This window comes from Methylobacterium oxalidis (assembly GCF_007992195.1).
Classification (GTDB): domain Bacteria; phylum Pseudomonadota; class Alphaproteobacteria; order Rhizobiales; family Beijerinckiaceae; genus Methylobacterium; species Methylobacterium oxalidis.
In genome coordinates, this window is sequence record NZ_BJZU01000004.1 from 71,891 (window position 1) to 95,872 (window position 23,982).

A 23,982-nucleotide genomic window follows, 5' to 3' on the forward strand; every position below is an offset into this window, starting at 1 on the left:
CGGGCCGTGCTCGCGCGAAGGCCCGCGTCGCACGGATAGACGGCGCGTCCGGCTTTGAAAAGCGCCGGCCTCGCCGACGGCTTCGGGTCGACAAGCGCCGGAGCCTCGGGCATGACGGCCGAATGACGCTCACGGAGCCGCAGCGCGACCGCATCGCCGCGACCCTCGCCGGGATCGCCTGCGACGCCGGGGAGATCCTGCGCGCGCACCACGGCGGGGACTGCCCGCACGTGCTGAAGCCGGACGGGTCGCCTTCCAGCGTCGCGGACCTGGAGGCGGAGCAGCGGATCCTGCAGGCGCTGTCCCAGGCATTCCCCGAGATCCCGGTCGTCGCGGAGGAGACCTCCCACGACGCGCCGCCGGCCGACCTGTTCTTCCTCGTCGATCCCCTCGATGGGACGCGGGACTTCCTCGCGGGCAACCCGGAATACTCGGTCAATATCGGCCTGATCGAGGGCAACCGGCCGGTCGCGGCCGCCCTCGCGGCGCCGGGCCTCGGCCGGATCTGGTATGCCGGCGCGCGGGCGCACGAGGCGCCGATCCGCCGAGGGCGCCCGGAGGATCCGAGCCCGATCCGGGTGCGGACGGCGCCGCCGGGCGGCCTCGTCGCCCTGGTCAGCCGGCGCCACGGCGACGTCGAGACCGAGGCCTGCCTCGCGGCATTGCCGATCGAATCCCGCCGGGGCGCCGCCTCGGCCCTGAAATTCTGCCTGATCGCCTCCGGCGAGGCCGACATCTACGTGCGCTGCGGGCCGACCATGGAGTGGGACACCGCCGCCGGCGACCACGTCCTGACCGCGGCGGGCGGCTGCACGCTGACGCCGACGGGGCGGCCGATGATCTACGGGCGTCACGCCCTCTCCTATCGCAACGGGCCCTTCGCCGCGCTCGGCGACCCAGCCTATGCGTGCCGCGTCGGCCTGCCGGATCGCGGGCCGCTGATCCGGCCGCAGGAAGACGGGCTCAGCGCGGCGGCGCATCCATGAGCGCGCGCAGCGCGGGCCAGCGCGCCTCTGCCCGCCGCGCGAGGTCCGGATCCGCCAGCGCCAGAGCCCGCCGCTCCGCGTTCCGGAAAAGGTAGAGGGCGTCGTCGAGGATCGCGAAGACGAGCGGGTCCGCATCGACCAGCCGTCCCTCCGCGACGCCCACCGGGTCGTAGCCTCCGAGGCGCGGCGTATAGGCACCCGGGTCCCGCTCGAACGCCGCGCGGTTCGCCGCGCGCGCGAAGCGCCAGGTGCGGCCGTCCCAGCCGATCTCGTGGGCCGGATCGCCGGCGACAGGACCGCCGGGCAGGAAGTAGCTCAGCGGGTCGAAGCCGCGCAGGGCCAGCGGCGGGACGGACGGAAGCCTGCGCAGGCGCTCCGCCGCGTCGGCGCTATCGGGCGCGCTGGCGGGACCTGCCGCGGAGGAGCGCGCCCCGACGAGGAGCGCGGCGAGCGCGAAGCATTGACGGCGCGTTAACCACATCTTGCAAAGGTCGCTGACGGACTCGCCGAATCAGGCCGCGCCCGGTCGGCCCGCCATCGAGCGCACCGCGCGGGTGAAAGCAATCCCGGCCGCCCCGCGACGCCGCGATCGGCCCGCGCCCCGGCATTTCGCCACAATGGGCCGGGCGGAATGAAGGCTGACGGAACGCGCGGGCGGCACGGCGCCGCGGCCCGGAACGGCTCGGGACGCTTCAGGGCGAGCGAGGAGGAACGATGTCGAAGCCAGACTTTCACCACGACGCCGCCCGGCGGCGCATCCTCGCGGGGGCCGTCGCCACGGGCGCCCTCCTCGCACTGAGCCCCGTCGCGCCGCAGGCGCGCCCGGCCGACGACCCGGGCAACCCGGACGCTTTCCGGCCCGCCGAGATCGTCGATTCCGGACACCGCTTCTTCGGCTCCGTCTCGCGCGGCCTCGCACTCACCGTGCAGGAGGCGACCCGCCGCTGGGGTGCGCCGAACGGCTACATCCTCGGCCAGGAGGCGTCCGGCGCGATCGTCGGCGGCCTGCGCTACGGCGAGGGCACGCTCTACACCCGGAACGCGGGCCAGCGGCGGATCTACTGGCAGGGCCCGACCCTGGGCTTCGACGTCGGCGGCGACGGCGCACGCACCATGATGCTCGTCTACAACCTCTCCTCGGTCGAGGATCTGTACCGCCGCTTCGGCGGCGTCGACGGCTCGGCCTACCTCGTCGGCGGCTTCGGCATGACGGCGGCGACCTCGGACGGCATCGTCGTGGTGCCGATCCGCAGCGGCGTCGGCGCCCGGCTCGGGATCAATGTCGGCTATCTCAAATTCACGAGCCGCCCAACCTGGAATCCCTTCTGACGATGGCGGCCGGCCGCACCGGCGCGGACGGGGGACTTGCCCGCGGCGCCCGAAGATGGGCTAAAGACGGGATTCGGCCGGGACCGGTCCCGCATCGGGGGGCCGGGCGGCCGATGCGCGTCCGATCGATGAGCATGCCCGCGTGATCGAAACCCTGATGATCTTCGCGCTCGGCGTCCTGGCGGCGAGCCTGTGCATCCTGCTGGTCCTGCCGGCCGTCAACGCGCGCGCCGCCCGCCTCGCGCGCCGCCGGGTCGAGGCGATGTTCCCGCTCTCCGCGAGCGAGATCTCGGCGGAGAAGGATTTTCTGCGCGCCCAGTTCGCCGTGCAGCAGCGCCGCCTGGAACGGAGGGCCGAGTCCGCCCTCGCCCGGCGCCACGCGGACATGGCCGAGATCGGCGCCCGCAGCATGGAGGTCGCGAAGCTGTCGCGTGATGTCGAGACCCGCGACCGCACGCTCGTCGAGCGCGACGGGGAGATCGCGACGGCCCGCACCGACATCGCTCGGCTCACTGGGGATCTCGACACCGCCCGCAGTGAGGGTGCGACGGGGCTCGCCACCCTCCACGCCCTGGAGGAAGCGCATTGCGAGCTCCTCGACAACCTCATCGCCACCCGCCACGAGCGCGACGCGGCCAGGGCCGCCGCGGAGGCGCCCACAACCCCCGCGAGCGACGACCTTCGCCGCCGCTACGACGAGCTCCTGGCGGAGCGCGAGGCGCTGCGCGCGAGCCTCGCGGCGGCCGAGGACGCGCTGGCGCAGGCGCTCGGCGAGCGCGGCGCGGGCGCCGGCCAGGAAAGCATCGCCCAGGAAAACGCCGAGCTGCGCCGGCGCATCACGGAAGTCGCGGACGCGCTGACCCAGCGGGAACGGCTGCCCAGCGTCAGCGCCTTCCCCGCCGCGGCGCGCACATGACCACACCCTGAGCGTGCGGCCCCGCACCCGGGGACTGGCGCTCTTCACGCCATCATCGTCCCGTGCCTTGTTTCGACCACGCCGAGACAGCATCGGGGCACCATCCCACTCCATGACCGACCAGGAACGCAGATTCATGGCCTCGAAGCTCACGTCCCTCGCCCTCGCGCTCGGCTTCGCCGCCGCGCTCGCCGCCCCGGCCCTCGCCGACCCGGCCCCGCAGACGAAGCGCGGCAACGAGACCCTGAAGAAGTACTGCACCGGCGACTACCTGACCTATTGCGGGAACCTCGCCCCCGAGGACCCGGCCACGGACGCCTGCTTCGAGACGAACTGGAAGAAGCTCTCGGAGAATTGCCGCCGGGCGATCGACGCCTACCAGCGCAGCCAGCCCGGCGCCGGCAACAAGAAGGGCTGAGCCCCGCGGGCGTGTTCGGCCGGGCTGTTGCGCGCCCGCGCTCGCCTCGGCTATCGCCAACGGCTAAGGTGGAGCGCCCACGATGGGCGTTCCCGCCAAGCGTGCCGGACCCGCGTCGATGCTGCCTTCCCGCTCCCTGAAGCTCCTCGCCGCGGCCGGCGCGATCACGCTCGCGGTCTCGGCCTGCGGACGGCGCGGCGCCCTCGAGCCGCCGGTCGGTGCCGCCCGCCCCGAACCGGCGGCCGTGGGCACGCAGGCGCCCGCGAGCGCCCGCACCCTGCCGACGAGCATCGGGCTCGGCGGAGGCGCCGCCGCCCCGGACGCGGCCGCCGTGCAGGCCGGCGACGAACTGCCCCTCTCGGCGATCCCGCCCGCCGGGACCGAGGCGCCGCAGACCACAACGCGGGGCGCGAAGCGCGGCTACACGATCCCGAGGCAGCCCTTCATCCTCGACCCGCTGCTCTGAAGCGCGGGCTCGCCTCTGGCCGCGCCAGCCCTTACATCCCCGACACCTCAGACGGACCAGATCCGACGCGCCGGCCGCTGCCATGCATCATTTCCACTACCGTGACGGCCGCCTCCACGCGGAGGACGTCGATCTGACCCGCCTCGCCGACGAGGTCGGCACCCCCTTCTACTGCTACTCCACCGCCACGCTGGAGCGGCACTTCCGCGTCTTCGCCGACGCCTTCGCGGGCGATGAGGCGCTGGTCTGCTTCGCCATGAAGGCGAACTCGAACCAAGCGGTGCTGCGGACGCTCGCCCGCCAGGGCGCGGGCATGGACATCGTCTCGGAGGGAGAGCTGCGCCGGGCCCTCGCCGCGGGCGTCGACCCGCAGCGGATCGTGTTCTCGGGCGTCGGCAAGACCCGCGACGAGATGGAAGCCGCGCTGCGGGCCGGCATCTTCTGCTTCAACGTGGAGAGCGAGCCGGAGCTCGCCGCCCTCTCGGACGTGGCGACGAGCCTCGGGCTGACCGCGCCGGTCTCGATCCGGGTGAACCCGGACGTCGACGCGGGCACGCACGCCAAGATCTCGACGGGCAAGTACGAGAACAAGTTCGGCATCCCGATCACCCGGGCGCCCGCCGTCTACGCCGAGGCGGCGCGGCTGCCGGGACTCAAGGTGTCCGGCGTCGACATGCACATCGGCAGCCAGATCACGGATCTGGCGCCCTTCGACAGCGCCGCGCGGCTCCTGGCGGGCCTCGCCCGCGACCTGATCGCGGCGGGGCACGAGTTGCACCACATCGATTTCGGCGGCGGCCTCGGCATCCCCTACCGCGACGACAACGCGCCCCCGCCGGACCCGGCCGCCCTCGCCGCGGTGCTGCGCCCGCATTTCCGGCCGCTCGGGCTGCGCCCCGTCTTCGAGATCGGGCGGATGATCGCGGGCAACGCCGGCATCCTCGTGGCGCGCGTGATCTTCGTGAAGCACTCGGAAGGGCGCACCTTCGTGATCGTGGACGGGGCGATGAACGACCTCATCCGCCCGACCCTCTACGAGGCGTTCCACGCGCTCCGCCCGGTGCGCGAGCCGGGAGTCGACACGCCCCGCATCGTCGCCGACGTGGTCGGTCCGGTCTGCGAGACGGGCGACTACCTCGCCCTCAACCGCGAGATGCCGGAAGTCGCCCCCAGCGACCTCATCGCGGTGATGACGGCTGGCGCCTACGGTGCGGTTCAGGCCGGCACCTACAACACCCGGCGCCTCGTGCCGGAGGTTCTGGTCCGCGGGGAAAAGGCGGCCGTCGTGCGGCCGCGCCAGACCTACGACGAGCTGATCGGCCTCGACCGTGTGCCGGACTGGCTCGGCTGAGCACCGGGTCTCGCGCGCAGCGACGTCCGGGACCGCGCCGCGGAGCCGGGAATCCGGGAGCGCCGGCGACGCGGGCTTCGCACCGTGGTGATCGTGGATCCCGGACGCGCCGGCAGCGCCCGGGCATGATGGCTCACGGACGGAACCTCACGCCGCGCGGTCGAGCGCCACGGCCTCGAGATCCCGCGCCAGCGCGTCGACCCGAGCGGGGTCCGCGTCCCAGGCGAACATGAAGCGGGCTCCGCCGCCGATGAAGGTGTAGAAGCGCCAGCCCCGCGCCCGCAGCGCTTCCATCCGGTCGGGCGGCATCCGCAGGAAGATCGCGTTCGCCTCGACCGGGAACATCAGCTCGATTCCGGGCAGCCCCGCGACGGCCTGCGCGAGGCGGGCGGCGCAGGCGTTGCCGTGGCGGGCGTTGGCGAGCCAGGCGCCGCTCTCCAGCATGCCGACCCAGGGCGCGGCGAGGAAGCGCATCTTCGAGGCGAGCTGGCCCGCCTGCTTGCAGCGGAACCCGAAATCCTCCGCGAAGTCCGGGTCGAAGAACAGCACCGCCTCGCCCGCGTGCATGCCGTTCTTGGTGCCGCCGAAGCAGAGCACGTCGATGCCGGCCTGCCAGGTCATCTCGGCGGGGCTGCAGCCGAGGCTGGCGCAGGCGTTGGCGAAGCGCGCTCCGTCCATGTGCAGGCTCAGCGCCAGCTCCCGGCAAGTGGCCGAGATCGCCCGCAACTCGTCGAGCGTGTAGACTTGGCCCGTCTCGGTCGGCTGCGTGATCGTGACGACGCGCGGCTTCGGGAAATGGATGTCGCTGCGGTTCGTGGCGAGCGCCCGGATCGCCTCGGGCGTCAGCTTGCCGCTCGTGGTGCGCGCGGTGAGGAGCTTCGAGCCGTTGGAGAAGAACTCCGGTGCGCCGCACTCGTCGGTCTCCACGTGGGCCGAGTCGGCGCAGATCACGCTGTGATAGGACTGGCAGAGGGAGGCGAGCGCCAGCGAGTTCGCCGCCGTGCCGTTGAAGGCGAAGAACACTTGGCAGGGCGTCTCGAACAGGGCGCGGAACCCGTCCGCAGCCCGCGCCGTCCAGACATCTTCGCCGTAGGCCGGGGCGTGACCCCGGTTCGCCGCCTCCATCGCCGCCCATGCCTCGGGGCAGATGCCGGAGTAGTTGTCGCTCGCGAATTGCTGGGCGTCGTCGGTTGGCATGCTGTGAGCCCTCGCCGCGTCACGTCCGACGCCAACGCCCACCGCGCGAAGTGGTCTCCGCGCGAAGTGGTCTCTCAGACCGCGACCGCGCTCGTATCGTCCATACGCAGGGTCCAGGCGACGTGCCCCTCCGGATCGACGATCCAGGCGAGGTTGGTGCCCGTGGCCAGCAGCTGCTGGGGACGGGCCAGGGCTACGGCGATGGCGTCCCGCAGGTTCGACGCCTCGATACTCTCGTCGCTGATCGGCGCGCGGACGATGCCGTTCCGCTCCCGCCACGCGACGCGAAGACGGTATATCGGCATGGCCTCTGCTCCGGTCGTCATCAGCTTAGGTCCTGCGGTTGCGGTTGCAACGGGTTTCCTTAGGCCTGCGCCCGAGCTTTGAACAGCGGCGGCGATCGCGCGGCTTGGGCTGCGGGCCTGGGCGGATTTGACCGAATGCACCTGCATCCGCCAGCATGCTAGCTTCGAGCCGCGAACGCGGGCGGAAGACCCGCACGGCACCGGTCCTGGACGGGCTGGTTTCGACGGACCTGAGACGGAACTGACTTGAGGCGGGGCGGCGGGACGACGGCGCACGTGAACATGGATTCTCCGAGATCGGCCGAGACCAGCGTGCGGACGCGCCTCGACAGCCTCGTCGCGCGCTCTCGCGCGGCGGGTCTCTGGGAGCGGGCTTGGCCGATTCTCTGGCGCGGACTCGGCGTCGTCCTTGCCTTCCTCGCCGCGTCCTGGCTGGGGCTCTGGCTCGACCTCTCCCCGCCCTGGCGGATGGCCGGGCTCGCCGCCTTCGGCCTCGCCCTCGCCGCGGTGCTGCTGCCTCTGCTGCGCACCGCCTGGCCGGACCGGCGCGAGGCCCTCGCCCGGATCGACCGGGACGCCTCGGCCCGCGACGGCGCGCTCGCCCACGGGCCGGCCTCCGCGATCGAGGACACGCTCGCGGTGGGTGCGCAGGATCCCGCGACCCGCGCCCTCTGGGCGCTGCACCAGCGGCGCGCTGCGGAGGTCGTGGCCCGGCTGCGGGTTTGCCTGCCCCGTCCGATGATGGTGCGGCACGACCCCTACGCCCTGCGCGCGGCCCTCGCCGTGACGGCGGTCGCGAGCCTGTTCGTCGCCGGCACCGAGTGGCGGGACCGCGTCGCCGCGGCGTTCGACTGGCGCGAGCCGCCCGCCGCCGGTCCGAACTTCCGCGTCGACGGCTGGATCGATCCACCGCTCTACACGCGCATGCCGCCGCTCATCGTCACGATGAACGGCGCCGAGCAGCGCCTCCGGGCGCCCGTGAACTCGCAGCTCGTGGTGCGCATCGCCGGCGAGGGCCAGGCGGCGCTGACGCCGAACCCCGGCCTGAAACCGCTGCCCGGAAAGGAAGCCCGCGCCGATCTGCGGGAGGATCGTTTCCAGATCCTCGGGCCGCTGGCGGAGCTCGCCATCGCGGCGGGCGGCCAGAACCAGCGCCTCTTGGTCGAGACGATCCCCGATCATCCGCCGGAGGTGCGCAGCGTCGGCGGCCCGGAGGTGAACGGGCGCGGAACCTTCAACCTGACCTATCGCGCCAAGGACGATTACGGGATCAGCTCGGCGGAAGGGCTCGTCGAGCCGCTCAAGGCCGGTCGCTCCCTGGTGCCGCCGCCGAAGATCGCCCTGGCGCTGCCTTCGGACGCCAACGGCGAGACGGACACCAAGACCCTCGTGGACCTCACCGACCATCCCTGGTCGGGCGCGCGCGTCCGCTTCACAATCGTCGTGAAGGACGAGGCCGGGCAGGAGGGCCGCACCGCGCCCGTCGAGATGACGCTGCCGGCGCGCCCCTTCAAGGATCCGCTCGCCCGCTCGCTGGCCGAGGAGCGGCGCCGCCTCGTGACCGAGCCGGACGCGGCCCGGATCCGGGTGCAGACCGCGCTCGACGCCCTGCTGATCGCGCCCGAGCAGTTCACGCCGCAGCCCAGCATCTTCCTCGGCCTCAAGACCGCGACCCGCCGCCTGCGGCAGGCGCGCACCGACGAGGCGCTGACGGAGGTGGCCGACCTTCTCTGGGAGATGGCCCTCAAGATCGAGGACGGCGACCTCTCGGACGCCGAGAAGCAGCTTCGCCAAGCCCAGGACCGCCTGAAGGAGGCGATCGAGCGGAACGCCCCGGACGACGAGATCAAGCGCCTGACGGACGACCTGAAGCAGGCGCTCTCCAAGTTCATGAAGGAGTTCGCCGACAAGCAGCGTCGTGAGCCGCGCGACCCCGGCGAGCGGCAGGCCCAGGGGCAGCAGCAGTCGAAGACCGTGACGCCCGACGATCTCGACAAGATGCTGAACGACCTCGCCGAGGCCATGAAGCGGGGCGACACGGCCGAGGCGCAGCGCCTGATGGAGCAGCTGCGCAACATCCTGGAAAACCTGCAGAGCGCCGAGCAGGGCGGCAAGTCCGATCAGGCCTCCCGCGAGATGCGCAAGCAGATGCGCGACCTCGACCAGATGGCCCGCGAGCAGCAGGATCTGCGCGACGAGACCTTCCGCGACGGCCAGCAGAAGCGCGGCGCCGAGCAGGGCCAGCGCGGTGGCCAGCGCCCGCAGCAGCGAGGACAGCAGCAGGGCCAGCGCGGCCAGGGCCAGAGCAAGGATCCCGGCCAGGGTTCCCAGCAGGGCCAGGGCGAGGAGCAGCAGGGGCAGCGCGGCCAGGGCAGCCAGGGCGGAGGCGGCGCGGGCGGCGGCAGCGTCGGCGAGCGCCAGCAGGCCCTGCGCCAGCGCCTGGAGGACCTGCAGCGCCGCATGAAGGAGAACGGCATGCGCGGCGAGGAGGGCCTCTCCGACGCCGAGGACGCCATGCGGCAGGCCGAGAACGCGCTCCGTCAGGGAAAGGAGGGCGAGGCGGTGGACGCTCAGGGCCGCGCCCTCGACGGCCTCAAGCGCGGCGCCGAAGGCATGCAGCAGCAGATGCAGGAGATGGCCGAGGGCGAGGGCGAGGGTCAGCAGGAGGGCGGTCAGCAGCCCGGGCAGCAGGGCCAGGCCGGCAGCCGCGACGACGACCCCCTCGGGCGCCCGACCCGCGGCCGCGACATGTCGGACGGCCGGGTGCGCGTGCCGACCGCCGACGAGTCGGCGGTGCAGCGGGCCCGCCGCATCATGGAGGAGCTGCGGCGCAAGCTCGGCGATCCGTCCCGTCCGCGCGAGGAGCTCGACTATTTCGAGCGGCTCCTGCGGCGCAATTGAGCACGGCGGGCCCCTGCCGCTCGGGCGCGGCCGGGACTATGATGAGGATCTCAAGGCCCGTCTCCAACCGCCCGGATCATGTCCTCGAACACCCTCGTCCTCATCGCCTGCCTCGCCGTGGCGCTGGTCCTGTTCCTCGGCCTCGCCAACATGATGCGGGGCGGCAGCGCCAACCTCTCGCAGCGCCTGATGCGCCTGCGCGTGCTGCTCCAGTTCGTGGCGATCCTCGTCATCATGGGCGTGGTCTGGTGGCGCTCGGCCTGAGATCCGCGGCCTCGGGATGCACTGTGGCGTGAACGCCGCACCGGCCCTCGATCGCGTCCGGCCGGGATGAATTCGGACCGCCGAGGCGGAGCGCCGACTGCCGGCTGCTCGGGCCGCGTGCTAGGCACATGCGGTACAACCGGATTCTGCCCGCATGATCGCTCGGTCCCCCCGTTCCCTCGTCGGCGCGCTCGCCCTCTCGGCGGCCACCCTCGCCGGCACTCCCGGGAGCGCGGCGGATCTCGGGCGGGCGTTGCCGCCCGCGCCCACCGCCTACTACGCGGCTCCGGTCCGCCCCATGAGCATCGTCTCCGAGGTGCGCATCGGCGGGTCCGTGCAGGATCCGGGCAGCGCGGAACGCAACACCTCGAACATCAACGGCGAGATCCTGTTCGCGAAGCCGCTGGTGAGCGTCGACCCGTTCTGGCAGGCCTTCGTGCCGCGCCCGACCGCGGGCGGCAGCTACAATTTCGGTGGCCGCACCAGCTACGGCTATCTCGGCGCCACCTGGACGGTGGACCTGTTCCCGCAGACCCTGAACAACATCGTGTTCCTCGAGGGCTTCTTCGGCGTCGGCTTCCACAACGGCGTCACCGGCCCGAAGGGCCTCGTGCCGCCGGGCTTCAACGCGCTCGGCTGCAACCCGCTGTTCCGCGAGGCGGCGGCGCTCGGCTTCCGCATCACCGAGCATTGGAGCATCATGGCGACCGTCGAGCACATGTCGAATGCCGGTCTGTGCGTCGAGAACCGCGGCCTGACCAATTTCGGCGGCAAGATCGGCTACACCTTCTGAGCAGAGGCTCGTCCTCAGGGAGCGTCTGGGCGCCGTGGTCACGCTGAACCGCATCTACACCCGCACGGGCGACAAGGGCACGACCGCGCTGGCGAACGGCGAGCGCCGCTCGAAGGCCGACCTCCGGGTCGAGACGTACGGCACCGTCGATGAGACCAACGCCTGCATCGGGCTCGCCCGCCTCCACGCCGAGCCGCGCATCGACGCGATGCTCGCCGCGATCCAGAACGACCTGTTCGACCTCGGGGCGGACCTCGCCACGCCCGAGGGGCCCGAGCCGCCGGCCTACGAGCCGCTGCGCATCGTCGCGGCCCAGGTGAAGCGCCTCGAGGCCGACATCGACGCGCTGAACGCCGATCTCGCACCCCTGAAATCCTTCGTCCTGCCCGGCGGCACGCCTGCCGCCGCCGCGCTCCATCTCGCCCGCACCGTCTGCCGGCGCGCCGAGCGCCTCGCGGTCGAGCTCTCCGCGATCGAGGCCGAGCGCATCTCTCCGGAAGCCTTGCAGTACCTCAACCGGCTGTCCGACTTCCTGTTCGTGGCGAGCCGTGCCGCCAACGCGAACGGAGCCCAGGACGTCCTCTGGGTTCCAGGCAAGAACCGCTAGCCGGTCGCCGTACCGCGTTTTCAAAACGTGCCCGCACATCGCGTTTGCCGCATCGCGGCGCCGCGCCTTTCGCGCATGCGTTGACAAGGCGGAAATGTGGCCGTTACGGTCCGCCGCCCTGCACAAGCGGGGTTCGATCCCTTGAGATCGCAATGAGGCCGCGCGGAAGCATGCGCCGGCCCGTCCACGATGTCCCGCGCGGAGGATTGAGACCGCCATGAAGGTTCTGGTGCCCGTCAAGCGGGTCGTCGACTACAACGTCAAGATCCGCGTCAAGGCGGACGGCTCGGGCGTCGAGCTGTCGAACGTCAAGATGTCGATGAACCCCTTCGACGAGATCGCCGTCGAGGAGGCGATCCGCCTGAAGGAGAAAGGCAAGGTCACCGAGATCGTGGCCGTCTCGATCGGCCCGCAGGCTGCCCAGGAGACGCTGCGCACGGCGCTGGCCATGGGCGCCGACCGGGCGATCCTGGTCAAGACCGACGTCAACTGCGAGCCGCTCGCCGTCGCCAAGCTCCTCAAGGCCGTGGTCGAGAAGGAGAGCCCCGAGCTCGTCATCCTCGGCAAGCAGGCGATCGACGACGATTCGAACCAGACCGGCCAGATGCTCGCCGCGCTGCTCGGCTGGCCGCAGGGCACCTTCGCCTTCAAGGTCGAGTTCGGCGAGGGCAGCATCGACGTGACCCGCGAGGTCGACGGCGGCCTGCAGACCGTCGCCCTCAAGCTGCCGGCGGTCGTCACCACGGATCTGCGCCTCAACGAGCCGCGCTACGCGAGCCTGCCCAACATCATGAAGGCGAAGAAGAAGCCGCTGGAGGAGATGGCGCCCGACGCCCTCGGCGTCGACGTCACCCCGCGCCTGACCGTGCTCAAGACCGAGGAGCCGCCGGGCCGCAAGGCCGGCGTGAAGGTCGCCTCGGCGGCCGAGCTCGTCCAGAAGCTCAAGGTCGAGGCCGGCGTCCTCTGACCGGCGGGGCGGCCCGGTCGCCCCGTCCCGTTCCCGTCACTCTCGCCCGTGCGCGGTCCCTCGGGATCCCGGGCCGACCATCCGAGGTCCGAACAAGCCATGGCCAACCTCCTTCTGATCGAGCACGAGAACGGCGCCGTGCGTGATGCGAGCCTCAAGGCTCTCACCGCCGCCGGCCAACTCGGGCAGCCTGTCCACGCCCTGGTGCTGGGCTCCGGCTCCAAGCCGGCAGCCGAGGCCGCGGCCAAGCTGGAAGGCGTCGAGAAGGTCCTCAACAGCGAGGATGCGACCTACGACCACCTCCTCGCCGAGCCGACCGCGGCGCTGATCGCCGCGATCGCCGAGCCCTACGAGGCGATCGTGGCGGCGGCCTCGACCACGGGCAAGAACGTGCTGCCGCGGGTGGCGGCGCTCCTCGACGTCGCGCAGGTCTCCGACATCATCAAGGTCGTCTCGCCCGACACGTTCGAGCGGCCGATCTACGCCGGCAACGCGATCCAGACCGTGCAGGCGCCTGCCGGCAAGAAGGTCATCACCGTGCGCACCGCCGCCTTCAAGGCCGCGGGCGAGGGCGGCTCGGCCACGGTCGAGGCCATCTCGGCGGCGGCGCCGGCGGCCGGCGGCTCGTCCTTCAAGGGCGAGGAGATCGCCAAGTCCGACCGGCCCGAGCTCGCGGCGGCCCGCATCATCGTCTCCGGCGGGCGCTCCCTCGGCTCGGCCGAGAAATTCAAGGAGCTGATCGAGCCCCTGGCCGATTCGCTCGGCGCGGCCGTGGGCGCTTCCCGCGCGGCAGTGGACGCGGGCTACGCGCCGAACGACTGGCAGGTGGGCCAGACCGGCAAGGTCGTGGCGCCCGACCTCTACGTGGCGGTGGGCATCTCGGGCGCGATCCAGCACCTCGCCGGCATGAAGGACTCCAAGGTGATCGTCGCGATCAACAAGGACGAAGACGCGCCGATCTTCCAGGTGGCGGATTACGGCCTGGTCGGCGACCTGTTCCAGATCGTGCCCGAACTTCAGGCCGAGATCGGCAAGGCCAAGGGCTGAGCCTGCACTCCGATCATTCGGGCGGGTGCTTCTCTCCGCATCCGCCCGCTTCCCCTACGCGAATGGGCTCCACCACGGCGCGGGAATGTTCTAAGAATCTGATGCGACGCGTATTTGGCATACCTCGGTGGCCTTCGGCGTCGTCCGGTACATTGGCACGGCCCGCCGGGCCGGGCGGCGGGGGCGCAGGGCTGACATGAGTATCGACATCAACAGGATCGGCATCGTCGGCGCGGGACAGATGGGCAGCGGCATCGCCCAGGTCTGCGCGGTGGCCGGTCTCGATGTCCTGCTGAACGATCGCGACGCGGACCGGATCACGGCCGGGCTGGCGACGATCGACGGGCACCTCGCGCGCGCCGTCTCCAAGGGGCAGATCACCGAGGAGCAGCGCCGGGCCGCGCGCGAGCGCATCGTTCCTGCCGAGAGCTTCGCGGATCTCGCCCCGAGCGACCTCGTGATCGAAGCGGCAACCGAGGACGAGGCGACGAAGCGCCAGATCTTCTCGGCGCTCTGCGCGCAGCTGAAGCCCGACGCGCTGGTGGCGACGAACACCTCCTCCATCTCGATCACACGGCTCGCCGCCGCGACGGACCGGCCGGAGCGGTTCATCGGCATCCATTTCATGAATCCGGTGCCGGTGATGCAGCTCGTCGAGCTGATCCGGGGCATCGCCACCGAGGATTCGACCTACGAATCCGCGAAGGCTTTCATCGGCAAGCTCGGAAAGACCTCGACGATGTCGGAGGATTTCCCAGCCTTCATCGTCAACCGCATCCTGCTGCCGATGATCAACGAGGCGATCTACACGCTCTACGAGGGTGTCGGCTCCGTCGAGGCGATCGACACGGCGATGAAGCTCGGCGCGAACCACCCGATGGGCCCGCTGCAGCTCGCCGATTTCATCGGCCTCGATACCTGCCTGTCGGTGATGCAGGTACTCTACGAGGGGCTGGCGGACTCGAAGTACCGGCCCTGCCCGCTCCTCGTGAAGTACGTCGAGGCGGGCTGGCTCGGCCGCAAGACGAAGCGCGGCTTCTACGATTACCGCGGCGAGCATCCGGTGCCGACCCGCTGAGCGGGCCGGCACGCTTTCTCTATTCCAGGATCAGCGGGCGTTGCCACTGGCGTTCGGCTGAGCCGGCTGCGGGTAGGCCGGGTTCTCGGTCGGAACGCCGCCGCTGTTCGAGGAGGCGGGCGCGTTGGACTTGCCGGTGACAGAGCCCGTCACCTCCTTGCGGGAGGCGTCCTGGCTCTGGCTCGCGTAGTCCTTCGGTGAATTCGCGCTGTTCCAGGTCAGCAGGCCCACTGTCGCGATCGCGAGCAGCACGAGGCTCGCGAGCAGGACGTAGAGGACGGGCTTGCCCCGGGATCCTTGGCGCGCATTCTCGTCGGGAAGCCGTTCAGCCATCTGAAACCTCGTCTTTCCGCCCTCAAAGGCGGGTGAATCTTCGGGATCGACACGCGATCGTGACGGCCGAAAACGCGGGGTTGCAGGGGCAAGTTCCTCCTTCAGGTCTTACGGCTGGGGATGGCGGGCGCCTCAGCGCCCCGTCACCAGCATGATCTTGCCGAGATGCGCGCTCGACTCCATCAGCGCGTGCGCCTTGGCCGCCTCCTCCAGGGGGAAGGTCGCGTGGATCACCGGCCGGATTGTTCCGGCGTCGAGGTCCGGCCAGACGTCCCGCCGCAGCCCCTGCGCGATCTCAGCCTTCTCGCCCTTCGGGCGGGCCCTGAGCGTCGAGCCCGTGAAGGTCAGCCGCTTCAGCATGACCGGCGTGATGTTGAGGCCCTCGACCTTGTAGCCGCCCATCAGGGCGATCATCACGAGGCGGCCCTCGACGGCGAGCGACGAGAGGTTCTTCTGAAGGTAGCTCGCGCCGATCATGTCGAGGATCACGTCGACGCCCCTGCCCTCGGTGAGGCGCTTCACCTCTTCCACGAAGTCTGCCTCGCGGTAGTTGATCGCGGCCTCCGCCCCGAGCTCCTCGCAGAAGCGGCACTTCTCGTCCGAGCCAGCCGTGACGAGAACGCGGGCACCGTGGCGCTTGGCCATCTGGATCGCCGTGGAGCCGATGCCGCTCGACCCGCCGTGGACGAGGAAGGTCTCCCCCGCCTTGAGCCGGCCGCGCTGGATCACGTTCGAGTAGACCGTGAAGAAGGTCTCGGGCACGCCCGCCGCCTCGACCAGCGACAGAGGCTTCGGCTTCGGCAGGCACTGGCCGGCCTCGGCCACCGCGAACTCGGCGTAGCCGCCGCTGATCGTGAGCGCGCAGACCTCGTCGCCCACCGCGAGCCCGGAGACGCCCTCGCCGAGCGCCGCGATCCGCCCGGCCACCTCGAGCCCCGGAATCTCGGTGGCGCCCTTCGGCGGCGGGTAATTGCCGAGCCGCTGCATCACGTCGGGCCGATTCACGCCGGCGGCCGCCACCTCGATCAGCACCTGCCCCGTCGCGGGCGCCGGCACGGGGGCCGTCTCTACGGCGATCACCTCCGGGCCGCCGGCTCCGGCGAAGCGGATCTGGCGCATGGTCTCGGGCAGGCTGCCGGTGGCTGGCATCGAGAGATTCTCCTGGTGTCGGGGCCCGGGTGGAGCGGGGTTCTCGTCGCGCCCTTAGTTGCGGCCCACCGCCCCCTTGGCAAGGGCAGGGACCGCCCGGTGCACGCCTTCGGCATGCCAGGGCCCGCTCAGCGGGTGCCGTACATGCGGTCGCCCGCGTCGCCGAGGCCCGGCACGATGTAGCCGTGTTCGTTGAGGTGGCTGTCGATCGCCGCGGTCCAGATCGGCACGTCGGGATGGGCCGCCTGCAGCCGAGCGATTCCCTCGGGCGCGGCGAGCAGGCAGACGAAGCGCAGGTCCTGCGCGCCGCGCTGCTTCAGCCGCTCCAGGGCGGCGACCGCGGAATTGGCTGTGGCGAGCATCGGGTCGAGCACCAGCACGGTGCGGTCGGCGAGGTCGGACGGCGCCTTGAAGTAGTACTCCACGGCCTCCAGCGTCTCGGGATCTCGGTAGAGGCCCACATGCGCCACGCGGGCCGAGGGCAGCAGCGACAGCATCCCGTCGAGGAAGCCGACGCCCGCTCGCAGGATCGGCGCGAGGACGAGCTTCTTGCCCTGGATCTGGCGCCCCTCCATCGCCTGGAGCGGCGTCTCGATAGTCACGGGCTCCAGCGGCAGGTCGCGCGTCACCTCGTAGGCGAGCAGCATGCCGATCTCGTTGAGGAGGCGCCGGAATCCCTGCGTGGAGCGCTGCCTATCGCGCATCAGGGTCAGCTTGTGCTGCACCAGGGGGTGGTCGACCACCGTGACTGTCGCTGGCTGCGCTTGCATGCCGATCCTCTCCCGCCGTGACGCGCCCCGGACACGAAAGGCGCAACGCCGCCCACATGCAAGACGGGCTCCCCGCCGCGAGGCGGGAAGCCCGGATTTTCGGCGTCGATGCGGGTTCGATCAGACGTTCGCGGTACCGCCCGGCCCCTGCGCGCGGCGCTTGGCCATGAAGGCGTCGAACTGCTCGCGGTCCTTGGCGCGCTTCAGCTCCTCGACGAACTCGGCGAAGGCCCGGCTCTCCTCCTGGAGCGCGCGGCGCTGCGCGTCGAGGCGATCGAGCTCGGCCTTGCGGTACTCGTCGAAGGCCCAGTTGCCGGAAGCGCCGTTCGCCGCCTCGAAGGCGCGGGCGAAGCGGGAGGCGGGGCGTGGCCCGCCGTTCCAAGAGGACACGCCGCGGCTGGCGAGGTCGCGCATCTCGGCGAGCGCCGGGTAGCCCGCGAGCTTCCAGGCGATGTAGGCGACCGCGAGGGGCCACCAGTAGATGAAGCTCACGACGATCGCGCCGATCTCGATGGAGCGGCGCGGGAAGGGGCCGCTGCGGCACACCTTGCCGCTCGACCAAGAGGAAGTGGAGGAGAAGCTCACGGTTCACGGCTCCGATGTTAATGTGAACCACATTCACATGCGGGTGCCGGATCGGTGTTTCAAGGGCACCCGCACGGCGATTTCGCGGAGCGGCACAGTTGCCGCACCTTCGCTCAGTTGGTTCGCGCAGCCTGCGCCCCGTGGACCAGCGCGAGGACTCCCGCCCGCAGCAGCTCGTACTTGTCGGGCACGCCCGGCCCCTTCGGCAGCTGGCCTGCCGCCGAGAGGGTCGCGAGCCCGTGCGAGAGGGCCCAGACCTCGAGGGCTATGAACCGCGGAGCGACGCCGCCGAACCCTTCCGGAAAGGTCGATTGCAGCGCCTCGACGAGCAGGTCGAACGGGCTCGGCCGGCCCGGGATCTCGGGTCCGGGCTGGACGCTGCGCGTCTCGAAGATCGCCGCGTAATAGCCGGGCTCCTCCTCGGCAAAGGCGAGGTAGGCCTCGCCCATGCGCGTGAAGCGCTCGAGCGGCGTGCCGCGGGAGGTGAGCGCCCGGGCGAGCCGCTCGGCGAGGTCGGCGAAGCCGCGGCCCGCCACCTCCTCCAGTAGCGCCTCGCGCCCGCGGAAATGGCGGTAGAGTGCGGCCGGCGTAACGCCGACGAGGCGGGCCGCATCGACCAGCGTGAACCCGCCGACGCCCCGCTCGGCGATGAAGCGCCTGGCTGCCTCGATAAGGGCTTCCTTCAGGTTCCCGTGATGGTAGCTGCGCCGGTCGCCCGGTCCGTCGCGCCAGGGTCGCACAGGGTTCTCCTCACACGCCTTCGCCCATCGGCATACGAACGAGCGGCCGCATGGTTTCAGCCTCGACCTCTCCCCTAGCACGGCAGACGTCGTTTTCGACCCGCATTGTGCAACAGTAGACAGGAGAGATCGGCGCCGATGCGTCTTGAGGCAGACTAGGGGCGCCTGTAACGGTGTCGTGATGCAGCTCCGTGACACCGCCTCGACTGTGACCGCTCTTCCCACCCGCGGCCGGCCCGCGCGCTGAGCCGATGGCCTTCGTCAGCCTGAAAGCCTGGAAGGCCCGCTCGGCGGAGCAGGCCGCGCTCGCGGGCCGCCTGAAGGCCGAGATCGCGACGGCGCTCGCGCTCGGCCCCGCGGACGCGCTCACGCTCAACGCCATCGCCTGCCCGGATCCCGGCTGCCCGGACATCGAGACCGTGGTCCTGGTCATGCGGGACCGCGAGCCGACCCGGGCCTTCCGCATCCGGCGTCCGATGGAGTCGATCGAGGCCGCCGATATCGCGGCGGTGGCGGAGGAGGAAAGCCAGCGACGCGCGGTCGGGACGGTGTGATCCCGGCCCGGACCGGCGCCCTGATAGGGCGCGACCTGCCCCCCTCCCGCTCGGGAGAGGGTTGGGGTGAGGGGTGCGCGTTGTCCGGAGAGGTCGCACCCCGCACCCGGTCGGCTCACGCCGCCTCAGACCTCCCGAACGGGAGAGGTGGGCGCCGGCTCCGCCGGTGCTGCCCTGAAATGATAGGTCCCGGGTTCCCTCTACCGTGCGGGAGAGGGCGAGGACCTGGTTCCGTCAGCGTCCGTCAGAGCCAGGACGTTCCGTGCTCGGGCGCCCGCACGCCGAGATGCGCGGCGACCGAGGCGCCGATATCGGCGAAGCTCTCCCGCCTCCCGAGATCGCGGACCGCGATGCCCGGACCGAAGGCGAGGACCGGCACCTGCTCGCGGGTGTGCTCGGTGCCGGTCCAAGTCGGGTCGTTGCCGTGGTCGGCCGTGACGATGCAGAGGTCGCCCGGCCGGAGCACCGCGTCGATCTCCGGCACGCGCGCATCGAACGCCTCGAGCTCGGCGGCGTAGCCCGGGAGGTCGCGGCGGTGGCCGAACTCGGTGTCGAAATCCACGAGGTTCACGAAGACGAGGCCGCCGTCCGGCAGGTCGAGGAAGGCTGCGAGCGCCGCGGTCAGGCAGGCGTCGTTGCCGCCCGGCTTGATCTCACGGCCGGTCGCCCGGTGGGCGAAGATGTCGCCGATCTTGCCCACGCTCACCACCGCGCGCCCGGCTTCCGCGAGGATGTCGAGCAGGGTCGGCGCGGGCGGCGTGACGGCGAAGTCCTTGCGGTTGCCGGTGCGCCGGAACCCCGTCGCCTCCGAGCCGACGAAGGGCCGTGCGATGACACGCCCGACACGGTAGGCGTCGCAGAGATCGCGGGCGACCCGGCAGAGCTCGTAGAGACGCTCCAGCCCGAAGCTCTCCTCGTGGGCGGCGATCTGGAAGACGCTGTCGGCGGAGGTGTAGCAGATCGGCCGGCCCGTGCGGACGTGCTCGGCTCCGAGCGCGTCGATGATCGCGATGCCCGAGGCGTGGCGGTCGCCGAGGATGCCGGGAAGGCCGCCCGCCTCGATCAGCGCCCGGGTCAGCTCCGGCGGGAATGCCGGCTGCGCGTCGGGAAAGTGCCCCCAATCCTCGAGCATCGGCAGGCCGACGATCTCCCAGTGACCGGAGGGCGTGTCCTTGCCCGCCGCCGTCTCGACGGCGTGCCCGTAGGCGCCGCGCGGGAGTGCGCCCGGCTCGAGGCCCGGTGGCACCCGGCCCGTCGCGCCGCGGGCGGCAAGGCCCAGACCCCGCTCCGTCAGGTGCGGAAGGCGCAAGGGACCGGCACGCAGCGGTGCCCGGTCGCCGCGCCCGGCCGCGCAGCCCTCCGCGATGTGGCCGACCGTGTCCGAGCCCGCGTCGCCGTAGCGCGCGCCGTCCGGCGCCCCGCCGATGCCGACGGAATCGAGCACGATGAGCAGGGCGCGTGGCATCGGCCTTCCCTCAGGCGATCTCGGTATCGGCGAGCTCGCGGCTCTCCAGGGCGAAGGCCGCGGAGAACAGGGTGCGGGTGTACTCGGTCTGCGGGCGGGCGAAGATCTGGTCCGCCGGTCCCTCCTCCACCACCTGCCCGTGCTGCATGACGAGGACGTAGTTGGCGAGCGCCCGCACCACCTTGAGGTCGTGGCTGATGAACAGATAGGCGAGCTTGCGCTCCCGCTGCAGGTCGCGCAGCAGGGTCACGATCTGCGCCTGCACCGAGCGGTCGAGGGCCGAAGTCGGCTCGTCGAGGACGACGAAGCGGGGCTTCAGCACCATCGCCCGGGCGATGGCGATGCGCTGGCGCTGGCCGCCGGAGAACTCGTGCGGGTAGCGGTCCATCGTGGCCGGGTCGAGACCGACGTCGGCGAGCGCCTGCGCCACCACCGCCCGGCGCTCCGCCGAGGAACGGATCTGCCCCTGCACGACGAGGCCCTCGGCCACGATGTCGGCCACCGACATGCGGGGGGAGAGCGAGCCGTAGGGGTCCTGGAAGACCACCTGCATGTCCCGGCGCAGCGGCCGCATCTCGGCGACGCCGTAGCGGCTGATCTTCTGCCCGAGGAAGACGATCGGCCCTTCCGATCCGGTCAGCCGCAGGAGGGCGAGGCCGAGCGTCGTCTTGCCCGAACCCGACTCGCCGACGACGCCCACCGTCTCTCCCTCACGCACGAGGAGCTTCACCCCGTCGACCGCCTTCACGTGGCCGGTGGTGCGGCGGAAGATGCCCTCCTTCAGCGGGAACCAGACCTTGAGCGGGCCGGCCTCCACGAGGAAGGGTGCGTCCGAGGGCACCGGATTGGCGTATCCCCGCGGCTCGGAGGCGATCAGGCGCTGCGTGTACTCGTGGCGCGGGCGCGCGAACACCTCGGCCACCGGCCCCGCCTCGACGATGCGCCCGCGCAGCATCACGCAGACGCGGGCGGCGACCCGCTGCACGATGCCGAGATCGTGGGTGATGAACAGCATCGCCATGCCGAGGCGCTTCTGCAGGTCGGCGAGCAGCGAGAGGATCTGGGCCTGCACCGTCACGTCGAGGGCGGTGGTGGGCTCGTCGGCCACGAGGAGATCCGGCTCGCAGGCGAGCGCCATCGCGATCATCACGCGCTGGCGCTGGCCACCCGAGAGCTCGTGCGGGTAGGCGCCCATGCGGCGCTCCGCGTCGCGCAGGCCGACGAGTTCGAGCAGCTCGAGGATGCGGGCCCGGGCCTTCCGCCCGGTCAGGCCGCGGTGGAGGGCCAGCACCTCGCCGATCTGCCGCTGGATCGTGTGCAGCGGGTTGAGCGAGGTCATCGGCTCCTGGAACACCATGGTGATGTCGGCACCGCGCACGGCGCGCATCTCGCGCTCGCGCAGGCTCAGGAGGTCGCGTCCCTTGAAGACGATGCGCCCGCCCGGGTGGTGGGCCGCCCCGTCGAGGAGGCGCAGGATCGAGAGGGCGGTGACGGACTTGCCGGAGCCGGACTCGCCGACGAGCGCCACGGTCTCGCCGGGTTCGATCGTGAAGCTGACGCCGTCGACCGCGCGAACCTCCCCCTCGCGGGTGCGGAAGGCCACCGACAGGTCTTCGACGGAGAGGAGGGGTTCGGACATCGACATCCCGGGCGGACACGGCTGTGCCGTTGCTTATAGCGCGGGCGGGCCCGAGGGCGAACGCGGAGCGGGGCGGCCGAATGACCGATGCGCGGATTGATCGGGCGGCTCACGGCGCTATTAACCGCCCCGTGATCTTAGCAGCCAAGATGTTCGGGCCCGCGCTCGCCGCCGCTCTTCTCCTCCCGATGCCCGCGCACGCGGTGCCCTCGGAGGGCGCGACCGAGACCGTCGAGCAGGCGCTCTGCCGGCTGATCGAAGGGTCCGCGCGCACGCACGGGCTGCCCGTCCCGTTCCTGACGCGGCTGATCTGGCGGGAGAGCAGCTTCCGCGTCGGCGTCGTCAGCCCGGCGGGCGCGCAGGGCGTGGCGCAGTTCATGCCGGGCACCGCCCGCGAGCGCGGTCTCCTCGACCCGTTCGACCCGGAGCAGGCCATCCCGCACGCGGCGCACCTCCTGTCCGATCACAGGCGCCAGTTCGGCAATCTCGGCCTCGCGGCGGCCGCCTACAACGGCGGCCCGACCCGCGTCGCCAACTGGCTTGCCGGCTCCGGCGGCCTGCCCGCGGAGACGCGCTCCTACGTCTACGCGATCACGGGGCGACCGGCGGAGGATTGGCGTCCCGGCTCCGCCACGGTCGAGCTGGGGCCGCCGGAGGGCAGGCCGGCGCAGTCCGCCAAGGACAAGCCCGCCGACAGGCCAGAGGCCGCCGGGAAGGCGGGCGAGAAGCCGGAGGAGAAGACGGCGAAGGCCGAGGCATCTGCGGACGCGCCGCAGACCTGCCTGCAGGTGACGGCGGCGTTGCGCGTGCCATCGCGCGGAGACCGGTTCGCGCTCGGCCTCAACGAAGGGCCGGCCGCGCCCTGGGGCATCCAGCTCGCGGGCAACTTCTCGAAGGCGCTGGCGCTCCAGAGCTTCTCGCGGGCGCGCAACCTCTACGCAAGCGTGATCGGCGAGGTCCGCCCGATGATCATCGGCACCCGCCTGCGCAACCGCGGCACCCGCGCCTTCTACCGCATCCGCATCCCGGCCCAGAGCCGTCAGGCGGCCGACGGCTTGTGCGGCAAGATCCGCACCGTGGGCGGGGCCTGCATCGTCCTGAAGACCTGACCCGCGCCGGGCCGCTGTCCGTCCGAAACCATACCTTGGCCATGAATCCGCCCCGACCGGCGTGCGATCACGCGACTCGGCGCGAAACAGAGAGATGCATGCTCAGAGCCTTCACCGCGATCGCCAGCCTCGTCTGCCTCGCCCTCGCGGCGCTCGGGATGGGCGGCTGCTCGCCGCTCGCGCTGTTCGACGCGCTGGGACCGCGGGACAACGGCGGCCGCCAAGCCCTGCGCAACCAGCCCTTCGGCGAGAACCCGCGTCGCCGCCTCGACGTGTTCGTGCCCGTGGATGCGCCCGAGCACGCGCCGGTGCTGGTGTTCTTCTACGGCGGCTCCTGGCAGAGCGGAGCCAAGGAGGATTACGCCTTCGTGGGCCACGCCCTCGCGGCGCAGGGCTTCGTGACCGTGCTGCCCGACTATCGGCTCTACCCGGAAGCGGCCTTCCCGGGCTTCCTGGAGGACGGGGCGGCGGCGATCGCCTGGGTGCGGGACAACATCGCGGAGTATGGCGGCGATCCGCGCCGGATCGTGCTCGCCGGGCACTCGGCGGGCGCCTACAACGCGGTGATGCTCGGCCTCGATCCGCGCTACCTGCGGGCGGAGGGCGTCGACCCCAAGGTGATCCGGGCCGTGGCGGGGCTCTCAGGCCCCTACGACTTCCACCCCTTCGACCACGACACCTCGAAACGGGTCTTCGGGCAGGCGCCCGATCCGGCCCGAACCCAGCCCGTGACCTTCGCCGGGCCGCACTCGCCGCCCGCCTTCCTGGCGACCGGCGAGGCCGACACGGTCGTCCGCCCGCGCAACACACGGAGCCTCGCGGCGAAGCTCCGTGCCGCCCGCGTGCCGGTGCAGGAGCGGATCTATCCGGGGCTCGACCACACCGACACACTGCTCGCGCTGTCCGTGACCTTCCGCTCGAAGGCGCCCGAACTCGCCGAGATGGCCGCCTTCCTCAAGGCGCAGGCCATGCCGCGACAGCAGATGACGGTGGGCGTCCGGTACTGACGTGCC

The 23,982-nt window shown here is 71.6% G+C and carries 26 protein-coding genes; 16 read left to right on the forward strand and 10 right to left on the reverse strand.

Going from position 1 to position 23,982, the window contains the following annotated elements:
• Positions 1 to 122: 122 nt before the first annotated feature.
• Complete coding sequence (locus MOX02_RS01980; protein ID WP_147024048.1) at positions 123 to 986, forward strand: 3'(2'),5'-bisphosphate nucleotidase CysQ family protein; 864 nt, start codon at positions 123 to 125, stop codon at positions 984 to 986.
• Here the strand turns inward: MOX02_RS01980 and MOX02_RS01985 are convergent.
• Positions 964 to 1,467: a YHS domain-containing (seleno)protein gene (locus MOX02_RS01985; RefSeq protein WP_170267621.1), complete on the reverse strand. Its 504-nt coding sequence runs from the start codon at positions 1,465 to 1,467 to the stop codon at positions 964 to 966. The two genes, MOX02_RS01980 and MOX02_RS01985, sit on opposite strands and share 23 nt — an antisense overlap.
• A 233-nt stretch (positions 1,468 to 1,700) precedes the next feature.
• On the opposite strand from MOX02_RS01985, the gene MOX02_RS01990 reads away from it, so the two are divergent.
• The 5 genes from MOX02_RS01990 to lysA all read left to right on the forward strand — a co-directional run bounded on the left by MOX02_RS01990 (position 1,701) and on the right by lysA (position 5,466).
• Positions 1,701 to 2,315: a DUF1134 domain-containing protein gene (locus MOX02_RS01990; protein ID WP_147024049.1), complete on the forward strand. Its 615-nt coding sequence runs from the start codon at positions 1,701 to 1,703 to the stop codon at positions 2,313 to 2,315.
• 142 nt (positions 2,316 to 2,457) lie between these two features.
• Complete coding sequence (locus MOX02_RS01995; RefSeq protein ID WP_147024050.1) at positions 2,458 to 3,231, forward strand: hypothetical protein; 774 nt, start codon at positions 2,458 to 2,460, stop codon at positions 3,229 to 3,231.
• A gap of 136 nt (positions 3,232 to 3,367) precedes the next feature.
• Positions 3,368 to 3,649, forward strand: coding sequence for a 3',5'-cyclic-nucleotide phosphodiesterase (locus tag MOX02_RS02000; RefSeq protein WP_147024051.1), 282 nt, complete (start codon positions 3,368 to 3,370; stop codon positions 3,647 to 3,649).
• A gap of 118 nt (positions 3,650 to 3,767) precedes the next feature.
• The gene (lptM, locus tag MOX02_RS02005; RefSeq protein WP_147024191.1) at positions 3,768 to 4,115 is read left to right on the forward strand and encodes an LPS translocon maturation chaperone LptM; all 348 of its coding nucleotides are present in this window, start codon (positions 3,768 to 3,770) and stop codon (positions 4,113 to 4,115) included.
• An 82-nt stretch (positions 4,116 to 4,197) separates the two neighbouring features.
• Complete coding sequence (gene lysA / locus MOX02_RS02010) at positions 4,198 to 5,466, forward strand: diaminopimelate decarboxylase (protein ID WP_147024052.1); 1,269 nt, start codon at positions 4,198 to 4,200, stop codon at positions 5,464 to 5,466.
• A 147-nt stretch (positions 5,467 to 5,613) separates the two neighbouring features.
• Here lysA and MOX02_RS02015 read toward each other — a convergent pair whose 3' ends face one another.
• Entirely contained in the window at positions 5,614 to 6,663 is a 1,050-nt protein-coding gene (locus MOX02_RS02015; RefSeq protein ID WP_147024053.1) for a threonine aldolase family protein, read from the reverse strand.
• Between the two features lie 74 nt (positions 6,664 to 6,737).
• Positions 6,738 to 6,989, reverse strand: coding sequence for a hypothetical protein (locus tag MOX02_RS02020; protein WP_147024054.1), 252 nt, complete (start codon positions 6,987 to 6,989; stop codon positions 6,738 to 6,740).
• Between the two features lie 261 nt (positions 6,990 to 7,250).
• On the opposite strand from MOX02_RS02020, the gene MOX02_RS02025 reads away from it, so the two are divergent.
• The 7 genes from MOX02_RS02025 to MOX02_RS02055 all read left to right on the forward strand — a co-directional run bounded on the left by MOX02_RS02025 (position 7,251) and on the right by MOX02_RS02055 (position 14,625).
• Complete coding sequence (locus MOX02_RS02025) at positions 7,251 to 9,869, forward strand: TIGR02302 family protein (RefSeq protein WP_147024055.1); 2,619 nt, start codon at positions 7,251 to 7,253, stop codon at positions 9,867 to 9,869.
• Between the two features lie 78 nt (positions 9,870 to 9,947).
• Positions 9,948 to 10,133 carry a twin transmembrane helix small protein gene (locus MOX02_RS02030; RefSeq protein WP_147024056.1) on the forward strand — a complete coding sequence of 62 codons (186 nt, stop codon included), beginning with the start codon at positions 9,948 to 9,950 and terminating at the stop codon, positions 10,131 to 10,133.
• Between the two features lie 154 nt (positions 10,134 to 10,287).
• Complete coding sequence (locus MOX02_RS02035; protein WP_147024057.1) at positions 10,288 to 10,926, forward strand: acyloxyacyl hydrolase; 639 nt, start codon at positions 10,288 to 10,290, stop codon at positions 10,924 to 10,926.
• 34 nt (positions 10,927 to 10,960) lie between these two features.
• Positions 10,961 to 11,533: a cob(I)yrinic acid a,c-diamide adenosyltransferase gene (locus tag MOX02_RS02040; protein WP_147024058.1), complete on the forward strand. Its 573-nt coding sequence runs from the start codon at positions 10,961 to 10,963 to the stop codon at positions 11,531 to 11,533.
• Between the two features lie 217 nt (positions 11,534 to 11,750).
• Positions 11,751 to 12,500, forward strand: a complete 750-nt coding sequence (locus MOX02_RS02045; RefSeq protein ID WP_147024059.1) for an electron transfer flavoprotein subunit beta/FixA family protein — start codon at positions 11,751 to 11,753, stop codon at positions 12,498 to 12,500.
• A gap of 99 nt (positions 12,501 to 12,599) precedes the next feature.
• Positions 12,600 to 13,547, forward strand: a complete 948-nt coding sequence (locus tag MOX02_RS02050; protein WP_147024060.1) for an electron transfer flavoprotein subunit alpha/FixB family protein — start codon at positions 12,600 to 12,602, stop codon at positions 13,545 to 13,547.
• A gap of 196 nt (positions 13,548 to 13,743) precedes the next feature.
• Entirely contained in the window at positions 13,744 to 14,625 is an 882-nt protein-coding gene (locus MOX02_RS02055; protein ID WP_147024061.1) for a 3-hydroxybutyryl-CoA dehydrogenase, read from the forward strand.
• Between the two features lie 30 nt (positions 14,626 to 14,655).
• On the opposite strand, the gene MOX02_RS02060 is transcribed toward MOX02_RS02055, so the two are convergent.
• The 5 genes from MOX02_RS02060 to MOX02_RS02080 form a co-directional block, all read right to left on the reverse strand.
• On the reverse strand, positions 14,656 to 14,958 hold the full coding sequence (locus MOX02_RS02060) for a hypothetical protein (protein ID WP_147024062.1): 303 nt from the start codon (positions 14,956 to 14,958) through the stop codon (positions 14,656 to 14,658).
• A 132-nt stretch (positions 14,959 to 15,090) separates the two neighbouring features.
• Positions 15,091 to 16,107 (reverse strand): NAD(P)H-quinone oxidoreductase, encoded by a 1,017-nt coding sequence (locus MOX02_RS02065; RefSeq protein ID WP_147024063.1) that lies wholly within the window; start codon positions 16,105 to 16,107, stop codon positions 15,091 to 15,093.
• A gap of 128 nt (positions 16,108 to 16,235) precedes the next feature.
• Positions 16,236 to 16,877 carry a uracil phosphoribosyltransferase gene (upp, locus tag MOX02_RS02070; RefSeq protein WP_147024064.1) on the reverse strand — a complete coding sequence of 214 codons (642 nt, stop codon included), beginning with the start codon at positions 16,875 to 16,877 and terminating at the stop codon, positions 16,236 to 16,238.
• 120 nt (positions 16,878 to 16,997) lie between these two features.
• On the reverse strand, positions 16,998 to 17,462 hold the full coding sequence (locus MOX02_RS02075; protein WP_147024065.1) for a DUF2852 domain-containing protein: 465 nt from the start codon (positions 17,460 to 17,462) through the stop codon (positions 16,998 to 17,000).
• A 113-nt stretch (positions 17,463 to 17,575) separates the two neighbouring features.
• A complete protein-coding gene (locus MOX02_RS02080) occupies positions 17,576 to 18,202 on the reverse strand; it encodes a TetR/AcrR family transcriptional regulator (protein WP_147024066.1) in 627 nt (208 codons plus the stop codon).
• A 251-nt stretch (positions 18,203 to 18,453) separates the two neighbouring features.
• Here MOX02_RS02080 and MOX02_RS02085 point away from each other — a divergent pair, with 251 nt between their 5' ends.
• Positions 18,454 to 18,756 carry a hypothetical protein gene (locus MOX02_RS02085; protein ID WP_147024067.1) on the forward strand — a complete coding sequence of 101 codons (303 nt, stop codon included), beginning with the start codon at positions 18,454 to 18,456 and terminating at the stop codon, positions 18,754 to 18,756.
• A gap of 244 nt (positions 18,757 to 19,000) precedes the next feature.
• On the opposite strand, the gene MOX02_RS02090 is transcribed toward MOX02_RS02085, so the two are convergent.
• Together MOX02_RS02090 and MOX02_RS02095 are read right to left on the reverse strand one after the other, a co-directional pair.
• A complete protein-coding gene (locus MOX02_RS02090) occupies positions 19,001 to 20,221 on the reverse strand; it encodes a phosphopentomutase (RefSeq protein ID WP_147024068.1) in 1,221 nt (406 codons plus the stop codon).
• Positions 20,222 to 20,231: 10 nt separating this feature from the next.
• A complete protein-coding gene (locus MOX02_RS02095; protein WP_147024069.1) occupies positions 20,232 to 21,860 on the reverse strand; it encodes an ABC transporter ATP-binding protein in 1,629 nt (542 codons plus the stop codon).
• A gap of 149 nt (positions 21,861 to 22,009) precedes the next feature.
• On the opposite strand from MOX02_RS02095, the gene MOX02_RS02100 reads away from it, so the two are divergent.
• Both MOX02_RS02100 and MOX02_RS02105 read left to right on the forward strand, forming a co-directional pair.
• Entirely contained in the window at positions 22,010 to 22,969 is a 960-nt protein-coding gene (locus MOX02_RS02100) for a lytic transglycosylase domain-containing protein (RefSeq protein ID WP_147024070.1), read from the forward strand.
• Positions 22,970 to 23,067: 98 nt separating this feature from the next.
• A complete protein-coding gene (locus tag MOX02_RS02105; RefSeq protein ID WP_147024071.1) occupies positions 23,068 to 23,976 on the forward strand; it encodes an alpha/beta hydrolase in 909 nt (302 codons plus the stop codon).
• Positions 23,977 to 23,982 lie beyond the last annotated feature (6 nt).